Consider the following 12,330-nt stretch of genomic DNA (forward strand, 5'->3'; position numbering starts at 1 on the left):
ACCGCATGAACACCAACACGACCGCACCGATCCGCCACGGCGGCGACCTGCGCGCCGCGTCACAGCGCTACGGCCGTCCGCTGCCGGACTGGCTCGACCTGTCGACCGGCATCAATCCCGACGGCTATCCGGTGCCGCCGCTGCCGGCCGACGCCTGGCAGCGCCTGCCCGAGGAAGATGACGGACTGGCCGAGGCCGCCGCACGCGCCTACGGCGCGCCGCTGGCGCTGCCGGTGGCCGGCTCGCAGGCCGCCATCCGCGCGCTGCCCGCGCTGCTGCCACCGGGCCGGGTCGGCATCGCCGCGCTCGGCTACAGCGAGTACGCCCCCGCCTTCGCCTTCGCCGGCCACACCGTGGTGCCGCTCGACGAAGCGACCCTGCACGACCCCGGCCTCGGCGGCACCCTGGCGGCGCTCGATCACCTCGTCGTGGTCAATCCCAACAATCCGACCGGGCGCCTGCTGCCACCCGCCACGCTGGCCGCCTGGCACGCGGCGCTGGCCGCGCGCGGCGGCACGCTGCTGCTGGACGAGGCCTTCATGGACTGCCTCGGGCACGGCTCGCTGGCCGCGCAGGCGCATCTGCCGGGCCTGGTGGTACTGCGCTCGCTGGGCAAGTTCTATGGGCTGGCCGGCCTGCGCTGCGGCTTCGTGCTGGCGGCGCCCGCCCTGCTGACGGCGCTGCGCGAGCGGCTCGGGCACTGGAGCGTGTCGGGCCCGGCGCGGGCCGTCGCTCGGCTGGCGCTGCAAGACAGCACCTGGCAGGCCGCCACGCGCCTGCGGCTGGCCCAGGCCGGCGCGCGCCTGGGCGGCGTGCTGCGCGCAGCCGGCCTGGCGCCGGTCGGCCAGCCCTTGTTCCAATGGGTACCCTGCCAGCAGGCCGGCGCCCTGCATGTGGCGCTGGCCCGGCAAGGCATCTGGACCCGCCTGTTCGACGCCGCCGGTGGCTGTCCGCCGAGCCTGCGCCTGGGCCTGCCGCCCGATCGCGCGCAGGACTGGGCGCGCCTGCGCCAGGGCCTGGACGCGGCCCTGGCCGACACCGGCAGCACCGGCCATGTCGATTCCCTGCCGCCCGCCGCCGGCGCGGCGGACTGAACCCTCCCGACCCTCCGCATGCCCAAGCCCCCGCTCCTTGTCCTGCCGCGCGCCCGCGCGCCACGCCGTCTTGCCGCCGCGCTGCTGACGCTGTCCCTGTACCAGGCGGCACCGGCCGCCCGCGCCGCGCTCAGCGTGGTCGACGACGCCGGCCAGACCGTGACGCTGGCCGCGCCCGCCAGGCGCGTGGTATCGCTGGCGCCGCACGTCACCGAGCTGCTGTACGCGGCCGGCGGCGGCGAGCGCATCGTCGGCACCGTCAGCTACAGCGACTACCCGCCGGCCGCGCGGGACATCCCGCGCGTGGGCGACAACAAGGCGCTCGACCTGGAGCGCATCGCCGCGCTCAAGCCCGACCTGATCGTGGTCTGGCGCCACGGCAATGCCCAGCAGCAGATCGACCGGCTGCGCGCGCTCGGCCTGCCGCTGTTCTTCAGCGAGCCGCGCCGCCTCGACACCATCGCCGAGGACATCGAGAAACTCGGCACCCTGCTCGGTACCGCGCCGGTGGCGGCGCGCGCCGCCACCGACTTCCGCGGACGCATCGAGAGCCTGCGCAAGACCTATGCGGCCCGGCCGCCGGTGACGGTGTTCTACCAGGTATGGCAGCGCCCTCTGATGACGCTCAACGGCCGCCACCTGGTCAGCGACATGCTGGCCCTGTGCGGCGGCCGCAATCTCTTCGCCGACGCCACGCCGCTGGTGCCGACGGTGACCGAGGAGGCCGTGGTAGCCGGCAATCCCGAGGCCATGGTCACGGCCGGCATGGGCGCAACCCGTGCCGACCGGCCGCTGGCCGACTTCTCGATGTGGGAGCGCTGGAAGCAGGTGACGGCGGTCGCGCGCGGCAACCTCTTCGTGATCGACGGCGACCTGATCAACCGCGCCGGCCCGCGCGTGGCGCAGGGGGCGGAAATCCTCTGCAAGGACCTGGAGCAGGCGCGCGCCCGGCGGCCCGCGCGCTGAGCGCGCTCAACTCTCCGAGCGCGCCCGGGCTTCAGCCGGCGGGCAGGCGGTTCCACCACCCGAGCACCGGCGCGCCGGCGCCGAGCCGGAAGCCGGCGCTGGCGCCGAAGCCGATCGGCCAGCCCAGCGTGCGCGCCAGCGGCAGGCCGAGCCAGTGGGCCGCCAGCATGCGCATGGGCCCGGCGTGGCAGACCACCCAGATGCAGCCCTGCCCTGCACCGTCCGCCGCCAGCGCGTCGGCCCAGCCGGCCACGCGCGCCAGCGCGTTCCCGGCGCTTTCGCCGCCGTGCGGCCGCGCGCCGAGCAGGTCGGCCGCCCACGCATCGAGCTGCGCGCGGGCAATGCCATCCCAGGGGCGGCCCTCCCAGGCACCGAAATCCATCTCGCGCAAGGCGGGCTCCAGCTCGACGGCAGGCAGCGCCGTGGCCTCGGGCCACCCCGCCGGCCACGCTTCGCGCAGCAGGGCCGCGGTCTGCGCGGCGCGCGCCAGCGGGCTGGCGATGATGCGCACGGGCGCCCGCCCGCCCAGCGCCGCCGCCATGCCGGCGGGGGCCGGCGTGGTCGGCTGCGCCAGTTCGAGGTCGAGGCTGCCATAGCAGATGCCTTCGGCCACGGCGGGACGCGCGTGGCGGATCAGGACCACGTCCATGCAGCCGCCAGCAGGTAGATCAGTAGTTCGGCGAGTTGCTGGGCCATGCCCAGGCAATCGCCGGTATAGCCGCCGATGCGACGTACGAAATAGCGCCCCAGGCTCCAGCGCAGCGCCAGCAAGGCCAGCAGCGCGGCCGCGGCGAAGGCCGGCGCCAGGGCCAGCAGCGGCAGCACCCCGCAGGCCAGCGCGAAGGCCAGACCGAAGCCGGCCAGCCGCTGCGCCACCGGCTTGGCCTTGCCTTCGGCGCGCACATAGTCGAGCGTGGCCAGGTAGCTGGCGGCGAGCGCGCGGCTGGCGCCATGCGCAGCCACCAGCACGGCGAGCAGCACCGGCGTGCCGCCGCGCGCGTGGACCGCCAGCAGCAACTGCCACTTGAGCAGCAGCGCGAGCACCAGCGCGATCGCGCCGAAGGCACCGATGCGCGAATCGTGCATGATGCGCAGCACGTCTTCGCGCGCGAAGGCTCCGCCGAAGGCATCGACGCAATCGGCCAGGCCGTCCTCGTGGAAGGCGCCGGTCAGCAGCAACGTCAGCGCCATGCCGAGCAGCACGGCCACCGCGGGCGGCCACCACTGCAGGGCTCCCCAGGTCGTGAGCGCGCCCAGCGCGCCGACCAGCAGGCCGACCAGCGGAAAGTAGCGCGCAGCCGCGTTCAGGTAGTGCGGCGCGAAACCGACCCAGCGCGCCAGCGGCGCCGGCAGCGGCAAGCGCGTGAAGTAGCCCAGCGCGGTGAGGAAATAGCGCAGTTCATCAGCCATCGGCACCTGCCTTCCCGGCATGCCCGGGCACCGTCGCCGGGCCGCACGGCGGCTGCAGCGCGACGGTCCCCGCGGCGCTCATCCCGCGGTGCTCACGCCGGCGCTGCCGAAGGTGGCCATCTCGCGCAGGAAGGCCGTGGCCGAGACCAGCAGCGGCCACGCCAGCGCAGCGCCGGTGCCCTCGCCCAGGCGCAGGTCGAGCGCCAGCAGCGGCTGGGCACCGAAGTGCGCCAGCAGCGCGCGATGGCCCTGCTCATGCGAGCAATGCGAGAACACGCAATAGTCCAGCACCGCGGGCTCGAGGCGCTGCGCCACCAGCAGCGCGGCCGAAGCGATGAAGCCGTCGACCACGATCACCATGCGGCTGGCGGCGGCGGCCAGGAAGGCGCCGGTCATCATGGCGATCTCGAAGCCGCCGAAGGCCGCCAGCGCATCGAGCGGCTCGACCGCGTCGGCATGCCGCGCCAGCGCGCCGGCCAGCACTTCGCGCTTGTGCGCCAGCCCGGCGTCGTCCAGGCCGGTGCCGCGCCCGATGCACTGCTCGATCGGCGTCCCCGTCAGCCGGCTCATCAGGCAGGCGGCGGAGGAGGTATTGCCGATGCCCATCTCACCGAAGGCGATGGCGTTGCTGCCCAGGCGTGCGTGGCTCAGCACGCGTGCCATGCCGGTGGTCAAGGCCAGCTCCAGCTGGCCCGGGTCCATGGCGCGCACCTCGGCGAAATTGCGCGTGCCGTTGGCGATGCGCGCATTGACCAGGCCCGGCGCCGGCGGCAGCGGCGCGCGCACGCCGGCATCGACCACCTCCAGCGCGATGCCGTGCTGGCGCGTGAAGACGTTGATGGCCGCGCCGCCGGCGACGAAGTTGCGCACCATCTGCGCCGTGACCTCGGGCGGATAGGCGCTGACGCCGGCGGCGGCGATGCCGTGGTCGGCAGCGAACACGAGCAATGCCGGACGCTTGAGCTCGGGCTTGGCGCCGCCCAGGATCATGCCGAGGCGCAGCGCCAGCGTCTCGAGCTGTCCGAGGGCGCCGAGCGGCTTGGTCTTGTCGTCGATGGCGGCCTGCAGTACGGGGCGCAGCGAGGCGTCGAGCGGGGCGATGTGGGGAAGCTGCATGGGTAAGGCTCTTGCTATGGCTCTTGCGGAAAAGGTTGCCGGCGCCCGGGCTACATCTCGATGCCCTTCTGCGCCTTGATGCCTTGCTGGAAGGCGTGCTTGACCGGCGTCATCTCGGTCACCGTGTCGGCCGCCTCGATCAGCGCCGGCGGCGCACCACGCCCGGTGATGACGACGTGCTGCATGGGTGGGCGCGCACGCAGGTCGGCGATCACGCGGTCCACGTCAAGATAGTGCAGCTTGAGGGCGATGTTCAACTCGTCGAGCAGGACCAGGCTGATGGCGGGGTCGCGCAGCATGCCGCGCGCGATCTCCCACGCGGCCTCGGCCTTGGCCACGTCGCGCGCTCGGTCCTGCGTCTCCCAGGTGTAGCCCTCGCCCATCACGTGGAAGGCACAGACATCCGGGAAGCGGCGCAGGAACATCTCCTCGCCGCTGGGAAAAGCGCCCTTGATGAACTGCACCACGCCGGCGCGCATGCCATGGCCCAGCGCCCGCACCACCATGCCGAAGCCCGAGCTGGACTTGCCCTTGCCATTGCCGGTGGTGATGACGATGACCCCGCGTTCGGCCTGGGCGGCGGCGATCTTGGCATCCACCACCTCCTTCTTGCGCACCATGCGTGCCTTGTGGCGCGCATCGCGGCCCGCGTCGTCGGGGGTGTCGGAGGTGCCGGGCGTGTTCTCTTCGTGTTCTGCTTGCGTCATATCGGTTCTGCGGAATCCAGGTAGTCTAGCGGGTGCCGTGGCCGTCCGGCGCGGCGTCGGGGTGGCCGTCGGCAACCAGCGCGGTGCGGTATCCATCGCTCACCGCGACGATCGGCGTGCGCAGCGCGGTGGAACAATGTCCGGGCGTCAGCACTTCGGCCGCCGGGCCGTGCAGCGCGCGGCCATCCTCGGCCATCAGCAGCGCGTGGCTGGCATAGCGCCGTGCCAGGTTGAGGTCATGCAGGATCACCAAGACGGCGTGGCTGCCGGCGCGCGCCAGCGCGGCCAGCGTGTCGAGCACGAGGATCTGGTGGCGCAGGTCGAGATGGGACACCGGCTCATCGAGCAGCAGCAGCGGCGCCTGCTGCGCCAGCACCGCGGCCAGCGCCACGCGCTGGCGCTCGCCGCCCGACAGGGTCAGCACGTCGCGCGCGGCCAGGCCGGACAGGTCGAGCGCGGCGAGCGCCGCCTCGACCACCAGCTCGTCTTCGCGCCGGGCGAAGCCCCAGCCGGCCAGGTGCGGGTAGCGGCCCACCCGCACGGCGTCGCGCACGCGCATCGAAAATGTGTCATGCACGGTCTGCGGCAGGTAGGCGCGCTGCCTGGCCAGCATGGCCGGCGACACCTCGCCCAGTGCCTGGCCGTCGATCGCCACCGCGCCGCCGTCGGGCCGGCGCAGGCCGGCCAGCACGGCCATCAGGGTGGACTTGCCGACGCCGTTGGGCCCAACCAGGCACCACAGCTCGCCCGGCCGGATCTCCAGGTCGAGCGCCGGCAGCAGCTCGCGCGCCCCGGCCCGCAGCGACAGGCCGCGCACCGTCAGCACCGGGCAGGCAGCCAGCGGCTGCCGCCAGGGCGTGTCGGCGGCCCCGGCCGGGGCATGGCTCGGGTGCGTCATCGCGGCCTCCGCAGCAGCAGGAAGAGGAAGGTCGGCACGCCCAGCAAGGCCGTGATCACGCCCACCGGCAGTTGCGCCGGCGCGATCACCGTGCGCGCGGCCAGGTCGGCCGCCATCAGCAAGGTACCGCCCAGCAGCGCCGAAGCCGGCAACAGCAGGCGCTGGTCGTTGCCCCAGGCCAGCCGCACCAGGTGCGGCACGACCAGCCCGATGAAGCCGATCGAGCCGGCCGTGGTGATGGCCGCGGCGATCGCCAGCGAGGCCACCAGGAAGGCGCCCAGGCGCACCAGGCCGACACGCACGCCGAGCGACTGCGCCACGGTCTCGCCGAGCAGCATCACATTGAGCGCGCGCGCCATCGGCATGGCCAGCAGCAGTCCCGCCGCCAGCGCCAGCAGCGCCGGCCAGAACACCGCCGCGCCGCCCAGGTCGCCGGTCAGCCAGAACAGCATGCCGCGCAAGCGCGATTCCGGCGCCACCGACAGGATCAGCGTGATCAGCGCACCCCAGCCGGCGGCCAGGATGACCCCCGTCAGCAACAGCCGCGTACCCGCCTCCTGGTGGCCGCCCTGGACTTGCGGATGCAGCAGGTCGCGGCGCGCCAGCGCCGCCACCAGCAGCATCGAGCCGAGCGCGCCGGCGGCGGCGCCGGCCTGCACCATCCACCAGGGCAGCATCAGCAGCATGGCCAGCAGCGCGCCGGTGGAGGCCCCGCCGGACACGCCCAGCACATAAGGCTCGGCCAGCGGATTGCGCAGCAGCACCTGCATCAGCGCGCCGGCCAGCGCCAGCAGGCCGCCGCAGGCGAAGGCCGCAGCCGCGCGCGGCAGGCGCAGCTCGCGCACGATGGCTCCGGCAGTGCCGGCGCCATCGGCCAGCGCGTGCCACAGTTCGGCGGGCGCCAGCGAGACGCTGCCGAGCGCCAGCGACAGCGCGAACACGGCCGCGCCGGCCAGCGCCAGCACGCCCCAGATCCGCAGGGCGCGGCGCAGCTCAGGCATGCGCCCCCCGGGCGGCCGCGTTCACTGGCGCCAGCCCAGCGTGATAAAGCCGGCCCGGCCCTGCGTGTTGTAGGGATAGGCAAGCTGGTAGTTCTTGTCGAACAGGTTTTCCACGCGGGCGGCGACGAACCATTGCTTGTTGATGTTGTAGCGAGCGTTGAGGTTGACGATACCGTATCCGCCCAGCGTGCGCGAGCCGGTATCCAGGCGCGCGGACGACAACAGCCATTCCCCACCGAAACGCCAGTTGCCGAAGTTGCGGCCCAGGTCCAACGCGACGTGGCGGCGCGCGCGGCGCAACAATTGCGCATTTGCCTGCTCGTCGACCGGGTTCTGGAAGGTGACGCTGGCCCCCACGTCGGTGCCCCACAGCGTAGCGCGCCACGATGCCTCTACACCCTGCACCTTGGCCTTGTTCACGTTCAGCGGCGCAAGCAGGCCGCCGGGCAGCGTGGTGTTGACGATCAGGTTGTCGTAGCGGGTCTCGAAAGCGGTCACGCGCACAAGCCCTGCGTTCGCCGTGCTGTATTGCAAGCCGGCCTCGGCAGATTTCGCGCGCTCAGGCCGCAGGTTCGGATTGCCGAAACCAGGGTAGTACAGTTCATTGAAGGTCGGCGCGCGGAAGGCATTGCTCACGCTGGCAATCAGCTTGAGCGCCTCGGTCAGCTGGAAACCGTAGCCGACGCGGAAACTCGCCTGATTGCCAAAGTCCGAGTAATGGTCATTGCGTGCGTTGAACTGCAACTGGTGCCTGCCGATGCGCCCGTCATAGCCGCCGAACACAGAGAACACATTACGCGAAGGACTGAATGAGCTGCCGTAGGCGCTGGCGTCGAGCGCCTGCTGCAGGTAGTCCGTACCGAACATCAAGGTGTGCGCGGCCGCGAGCGCGTACTCGTTCTGCCAATTGAACTGGCGGTTACGCGTATAGAAGGCGCCGTTTTGAACGCCATTTAGGAAAGTGTCACTACGGTCTTCGCTCTGCGCCAGCCTGAAATGTGTCGCCCAGTCCGGCGTCAACTTACCGTTGACGAAGGCCTGTGCGGTGTACAACTCGCTGTTGGTGCGGTTGTCGTCGGTGGGACGCCCGGATGCGCTGTCGAAGGACAGCTTGCTCTTGGAGTAGTAGCCGCTGAGGCCGGCATCCCAGTCAGGCGTGAAGCGATGCTTCACCTGACCCGACACGCTCTGGTTCTCATACGGATTGTCGTTTGGATTCGCGCGCGGCGCCTGGCGCGTATTGATGGCCGAGAAGCCATCGGTCTTGAAAGCGGAACCGGCCAGGTTGAACGAGGTATCGCCCACCTGCCCTCCGTAGCCCACGGCGCCCTGCCTCGTATTGTTGCTACCGTATTCCACTTGCGCATTGGCCGCCGGCGCTTGGCCCGCACCGCTCTTCGTGAAGATCTGTACCACGCCGCCAATGGCGTCTGATCCATAGAGCGCTGACACGTTGCCCCGCACAACTTCGATGTGGTCAATCTGGTCGGGCAGGATGTTGGCGAGTTGAGCAGTACCCGTGCTGGACGAGGACACCCGCACGCCATCGATCAGGATGAGCACCTGGTTGGAATTGGCACCACGCAGATAGAGCGAGGTGTTGGCCCCCATGCCGCCGTTGGTAGCAAACTCAACGCCGGCCTGACTGCGCAGCAGCGTACGCAGATCCGGCGCCTGTGAGTTGATGATGTCGTCCCGCGTCACGACTGTGGTATGCGCGAGCGCGTCGGTAATGGGCTGCGCGGTGCGCGTCGAGGTGACAACCACCGGTGCGAGCTGGGTGGCAGGCTGCTCGCTTGCAGACTGCGCGTAAGCATGCGCAGAAGTCAGGGCGGACGTGGCAAGGGTCGCGAATACGATGGCGAAGGACGATCGCGCCGGAGGCAGTGCCGGGCGATTCAACCTGTAAAGCGATGAACGCATAACGTAGGGGCAGGAAAGACGGCCGGGCCCGTTCCCCCGCGGGCCGAATGGCGATGAAGCGTGCCGCACAAGGGCGGCCGCCCGCGTCCAGGCCGGTATCCGGGCTGGCGACCTCAGCACGGCCGCCTTCCCGGGCCCATGTGGACCCAGTGGCTGGTTGACCGGCCTTGCGAAACCGGGATGCGGATTCGCGTCGCTTACCGTTGCGGGGGCAGCACAGGTTGGCCCGTCCCGACCTGGCGTCGGTGCGGCTCCCTGTTTCCCGTTGAACTGCCCCCGCGTGGCGACGAGGGGGCGAGCACCTGAAGCGTGCGCGAGTGTAGGCAGTTTCCCCGCCAGCGTCAATGCGCGCCGCGGAACCGCCGCCACGGTGGCGGTTGGCCGACGTTGCAAGGGCGATGCCAATACAATGCTGGCAACTTCGCCGCGGTTGCGGGGTCACAACGGCGCCTCGCGCATCGCTGGCATGGCGGCGCTTGGGCTAGAATCCGGATACTCCGACACCATGCACCCGACAGGCACTATGCTCAACGAACTCGAACAACTCGCCGCCAAGATCGGCCGCGTGCTGCATCACGCGGACACCCTGGCGGCGGAAAACCAGCGGCTGCGCGAGGAGATCGGACGCCTGCGTGCCGAAGCCGACCAACTGCGCGGCGAGCGCGAGGCCATGGCGGCCGACCGCGAGCTGCTAAACATCAAGATCGAGGAAGCGCAGTTGCGCATCCAGTCCATCCTCGACAAGCTGCCCACGGCAGGCGATGCGCGCCAGCTCGACCTGCTCGGCGAGGGCGAAGCCGCCCAGCCCCGGCAGCAAGCCTCCGGAGAACATGCATGAGCAACAAGCAAGTCGAAGTCAATATCGCCGGCCAGGCTTACCGCTTCGCCATCGCGGCAGAAAACGAGGCCGCGCTGCTGGAGGCGGTTTCGCTGGTCGATGGGCGCATGACCCGCCTCAAGTCCGGCGGCGGCGCCAAGGGTGTGGAGCGTGTGGCAGTGATGGCGGCCATCAGCCTCGCCTCCGACCTGCTGGCGGCGCAGCGCAAGCAGCAGGAGGAAGGCGCGATCCCGGTGGACGCCGTACGTGCCCGCATCCGCGAACTCAACGAGCGTGCCGACGAGGCACTGCGGCAGTACGCACACGTGGGAACCGACGCGCCGGCCGCGCGGAGCTGAAGCCGGCCGCGGCGGGATGTGGAGCGGATGTCGCGCACCGTGCGCAAAATGTAACGGTCCGGTACGACGGGCTTGGTCTGCGAGACAGTGCGGTGTATAGTGTAGCCAGACTGCACGACGCCACACAGGTGCAGCAAAATGGTCGGGTTACCGCGCCTGGCCGCCGTTCTCATCCCATCCTAGTTAGAAACGGCAAACGTCTGACATCGCACTTGGTGCTCCGCTCCGGGTGATCTTCGAAAGTCAGACGTTTGACAGTTTCCCTGCCTGGTTCGTAAGGGTCATAAACTCCTTGAACCGATATGCATTGCATGGTGCGGGATCATGTCGCGTGGGCGAGCGCGTCACAACATTCATAGTCCGGGCCGAGCCTGGACTCCCTGAGTGGGTGATGTACCCGAAATGCGACTTCCGCAGCCACTCTGAACCTCACTTGGGTTCAGGATGCCGACCCAGCGGCCGAGGCGGGGACCCCCTTCAACAAGGCGGTGGTGCAGACCACCGCCTTTTTTCTTGCCTGCGTTCTTGCCTGCGGCCGGCTCGGCGGTCGTCACTTGCGGCCCGCCGCCGCGCCACCAGAGGATCTGCTGATGAGCCGTTCCGCCACGCCCGCCGCCGAAACCCGCGCCCGCCAGTACTGGCTGATGAAATCGGAGCCAGACGAGGCCAGCATCGACACGCTCGCCGAACGGGGCACCCTGCCCTGGACCGGCGTGCGCAACTACCAGGCGCGCAACTTCATGCGCGATGCCATGCGCGTCGGCGACGGCGTGCTGTTCTATCACTCCTCGTGCCCGGAGCCCGGCATTGCCGGCCTGGCCGAGGTCTGCTCGACGCCCTACCCTGACCCGACGCAGTTCGAGCGGGCCAGCCACTACTACGACGCCGCCTCCAAGCCGGAAGCGCCACGCTGGATGCTGGTGGACGTGCGCTTCGTGCAGAAGAGCGCGCTGATCTCCCTGCCCGAGCTGCGCGCGCACGAGGCGCTGGCCGACATGGTCGTGCTCCGGCGCGGCAACCGGCTCTCGATCACGCCGGTGACCCCGGCCGAATGGCGCTACATCACCACGCGCCTGATGCGCTGACGCCCGCCGCATGGCGCCCCTTCCGCCGAGCCCCCGCTCCCGGCCATGAGCCTAGCCGACCTGCCCGTCCTGATTCCCGCCCTGCTGCTGCTCGGCGCCTTCACCGGCTTCTGCGCCGGACTGCTCGGCGTGGGTGGCGGCATGATGATGGTGCCCTTCCTGACGCTGCTCTTCACCGTGCTGCGCTTTCCCGCCGAGGTCATCGTGCACATGGCCATCGCCACTGCGATGTCGACCATCCTGTTCACCTCGCTGTCGTCGGTACGGGCCCACCATCGGCGCGGCGCCGTACGCTGGCCGTTAGCCTGTGCGCTCGCGCCGGGCATCCTGGTGGGCGGCCTGATCGGCAGCGGCAAGGTCTTCGCCGCGCTCAAGACCGGCTGGCTGTCGCTGCTGTTCGCCGGCTTCGTCGGTTTCTCGGCGCTGCAGATGCTGCGCGCGCGCAAGCCGGCGCCCTCGCGCCAGTTGCCCGGGCCCGGCGGCATGGTCGGCGCCGGCACGGTGATCGGCTTCGTGTCGAGCCTGGTCGGCGCGGGCGGCGGCTTCGTCTCGGTGCCCTTCATGACCTGGTGCAACGTGCCGATCCACAATGCGGTGGCCACCTCCGCCGCGCTCGGCTTCCCCATCGCGGTGGCGAGCGTGATCGGCTACGTGTGGAGCGGCCTCGGCCTGGCAGGCATGCCGGCGGGATCGTTCGGCTACGTCTACCTGCCGGCCCTGGCGGTGGTGGCGACGGCCAGCGTGCTGACCGCGCCGCTGGGCGCGCGCGCCGCGCACCGCATGGACGTGGCGCAGCTGCGCCGCGCCTTCGCTGTATTGCTTGCCTGCCTGGCCGGCTACATGCTGTGGAAGGGGCTGCAGGCCCTGCAGGCATAGCGCCCGCGTGACGGCTGCATGACGGCTGCATGACGGCCGCCTCGGTCCGCCCGGATACAAGTCGATACAAGGTGGGGA

13 protein-coding genes, 1 other RNA gene and 1 riboswitch are annotated in these 12,330 nt (G+C 70.7%); of the genes, 7 read left to right on the forward strand and 7 right to left on the reverse strand.

Annotated features, from left to right (window positions below):
• The first annotated feature begins 5 nt into the window (after nt 1-5).
• On the forward strand, nt 6-1,094 hold the full coding sequence (gene cobD, locus BKK81_RS16240; RefSeq protein WP_071015008.1) for a threonine-phosphate decarboxylase CobD: 1,089 nt from the start codon (nt 6-8) through the stop codon (nt 1,092-1,094).
• 18 nt (nt 1,095-1,112) lie between these two features.
• Complete coding sequence (locus tag BKK81_RS16245; RefSeq protein WP_083384138.1) at nt 1,113-2,060, forward strand: cobalamin-binding protein; 948 nt, start codon at nt 1,113-1,115, stop codon at nt 2,058-2,060.
• 31 nt (nt 2,061-2,091) lie between these two features.
• Here the strand turns inward: BKK81_RS16245 and BKK81_RS16250 are convergent, their stop codons facing one another.
• From BKK81_RS16250 to BKK81_RS16280, 7 genes are all read right to left on the reverse strand, one after another.
• Nucleotides 2,092-2,709 (reverse strand): histidine phosphatase family protein, encoded by a 618-nt coding sequence (locus BKK81_RS16250; RefSeq protein ID WP_071015011.1) that lies wholly within the window; start codon nt 2,707-2,709, stop codon nt 2,092-2,094.
• On the reverse strand, nt 2,694-3,470 hold the full coding sequence (locus tag BKK81_RS16255) for an adenosylcobinamide-GDP ribazoletransferase (protein ID WP_071015014.1): 777 nt from the start codon (nt 3,468-3,470) through the stop codon (nt 2,694-2,696). Before BKK81_RS16255 ends, BKK81_RS16250 begins: the two co-directional genes overlap by 16 nt.
• A gap of 78 nt (nt 3,471-3,548) precedes the next feature.
• The gene (gene cobT / locus BKK81_RS16260) at nt 3,549-4,586 is read right to left on the reverse strand and encodes a nicotinate-nucleotide--dimethylbenzimidazole phosphoribosyltransferase (protein ID WP_071015016.1); all 1,038 of its coding nucleotides are present in this window, start codon (nt 4,584-4,586) and stop codon (nt 3,549-3,551) included.
• A gap of 50 nt (nt 4,587-4,636) precedes the next feature.
• Nucleotides 4,637-5,293 carry a cob(I)yrinic acid a,c-diamide adenosyltransferase gene (gene cobO / locus BKK81_RS16265; RefSeq protein WP_071015019.1) on the reverse strand — a complete coding sequence of 219 codons (657 nt, stop codon included), beginning with the start codon at nt 5,291-5,293 and terminating at the stop codon, nt 4,637-4,639.
• Between the two features lie 25 nt (nt 5,294-5,318).
• Nucleotides 5,319-6,191: an ABC transporter ATP-binding protein gene (locus BKK81_RS16270; protein WP_071015022.1), complete on the reverse strand. Its 873-nt coding sequence runs from the start codon at nt 6,189-6,191 to the stop codon at nt 5,319-5,321.
• Nucleotides 6,188-7,192, reverse strand: coding sequence for a FecCD family ABC transporter permease (locus tag BKK81_RS16275; RefSeq protein WP_071015024.1), 1,005 nt, complete (start codon nt 7,190-7,192; stop codon nt 6,188-6,190). The genes BKK81_RS16270 and BKK81_RS16275 overlap by 4 nt, the downstream gene beginning before the upstream one ends.
• Before the next feature lie 21 nt (nt 7,193-7,213).
• The gene (locus tag BKK81_RS16280; protein ID WP_071015027.1) at nt 7,214-9,115 is read right to left on the reverse strand and encodes a TonB-dependent receptor domain-containing protein; all 1,902 of its coding nucleotides are present in this window, start codon (nt 9,113-9,115) and stop codon (nt 7,214-7,216) included.
• 86 nt (nt 9,116-9,201) lie between these two features.
• Nucleotides 9,202-9,422, reverse strand: a riboswitch (cobalamin riboswitch).
• Nucleotides 9,423-9,638: 216 nt separating this feature from the next.
• Between BKK81_RS16280 and BKK81_RS16285 the strand changes: the two genes are divergently transcribed.
• The 5 genes from BKK81_RS16285 to BKK81_RS16305 all read left to right on the forward strand — a co-directional run bounded on the left by BKK81_RS16285 (nt 9,639) and on the right by BKK81_RS16305 (nt 12,252).
• Nucleotides 9,639-9,953 carry a hypothetical protein gene (locus tag BKK81_RS16285; protein WP_071015030.1) on the forward strand — a complete coding sequence of 105 codons (315 nt, stop codon included), beginning with the start codon at nt 9,639-9,641 and terminating at the stop codon, nt 9,951-9,953.
• Nucleotides 9,950-10,291, forward strand: a complete 342-nt coding sequence (locus BKK81_RS16290) for a cell division protein ZapA (protein ID WP_071015031.1) — start codon at nt 9,950-9,952, stop codon at nt 10,289-10,291. The genes BKK81_RS16285 and BKK81_RS16290 overlap by 4 nt, the downstream gene beginning before the upstream one ends.
• Before the next feature lie 257 nt (nt 10,292-10,548).
• Nucleotides 10,549-10,766: non-coding RNA, 6S RNA (gene ssrS, locus BKK81_RS16295), on the forward strand.
• Nucleotides 10,767-10,881: 115 nt separating this feature from the next.
• Entirely contained in the window at nt 10,882-11,376 is a 495-nt protein-coding gene (locus BKK81_RS16300; RefSeq protein ID WP_071015034.1) for an EVE domain-containing protein, read from the forward strand.
• A 45-nt stretch (nt 11,377-11,421) separates the two neighbouring features.
• Nucleotides 11,422-12,252, forward strand: coding sequence for a sulfite exporter TauE/SafE family protein (locus tag BKK81_RS16305; protein WP_071015036.1), 831 nt, complete (start codon nt 11,422-11,424; stop codon nt 12,250-12,252).
• Nucleotides 12,253-12,330: the final 78 nt, after the last annotated feature.

Source organism: Cupriavidus sp. USMAHM13, from assembly GCF_001854285.1.
Classification (GTDB): domain Bacteria; phylum Pseudomonadota; class Gammaproteobacteria; order Burkholderiales; family Burkholderiaceae; genus Cupriavidus; species Cupriavidus malaysiensis.

Bases quoted from the DNA above. Each gene is read 5' to 3' on its own strand.
- cobT (WP_071015016.1), bottom strand. From the start codon at position 4,586: ATGCAGCTTCCCCACATCGCCCCGCTCGACGCCTCGCTGCGCCCCGTA.
- BKK81_RS16270 (WP_071015022.1), bottom strand. From the start codon at position 6,191: ATGACGCACCCGAGCCATGCCCCGGCCGGGGCCGCCGACACGCCCTGG.
- BKK81_RS16250 (WP_071015011.1), bottom strand. From the start codon at position 2,709: ATGGACGTGGTCCTGATCCGCCACGCGCGTCCCGCCGTGGCCGAAGGC.
- cobO (WP_071015019.1), bottom strand. From the start codon at position 5,293: ATGACGCAAGCAGAACACGAAGAGAACACGCCCGGCACCTCCGACACC.
- BKK81_RS16305 (WP_071015036.1), top strand. From the start codon at position 11,422: ATGAGCCTAGCCGACCTGCCCGTCCTGATTCCCGCCCTGCTGCTGCTC.
- BKK81_RS16280 (WP_071015027.1), bottom strand. From the start codon at position 9,115: ATGCGTTCATCGCTTTACAGGTTGAATCGCCCGGCACTGCCTCCGGCG.
- cobD (WP_071015008.1), top strand. From the start codon at position 6: ATGAACACCAACACGACCGCACCGATCCGCCACGGCGGCGACCTGCGC.
- BKK81_RS16245 (WP_083384138.1), top strand. From the start codon at position 1,113: ATGCCCAAGCCCCCGCTCCTTGTCCTGCCGCGCGCCCGCGCGCCACGC.
- BKK81_RS16300 (WP_071015034.1), top strand. From the start codon at position 10,882: ATGAGCCGTTCCGCCACGCCCGCCGCCGAAACCCGCGCCCGCCAGTAC.
- BKK81_RS16285 (WP_071015030.1), top strand. From the start codon at position 9,639: ATGCTCAACGAACTCGAACAACTCGCCGCCAAGATCGGCCGCGTGCTG.
- BKK81_RS16290 (WP_071015031.1), top strand. From the start codon at position 9,950: ATGAGCAACAAGCAAGTCGAAGTCAATATCGCCGGCCAGGCTTACCGC.
- BKK81_RS16275 (WP_071015024.1), bottom strand. From the start codon at position 7,192: ATGCCTGAGCTGCGCCGCGCCCTGCGGATCTGGGGCGTGCTGGCGCTG.
- BKK81_RS16255 (WP_071015014.1), bottom strand. From the start codon at position 3,470: ATGGCTGATGAACTGCGCTATTTCCTCACCGCGCTGGGCTACTTCACG.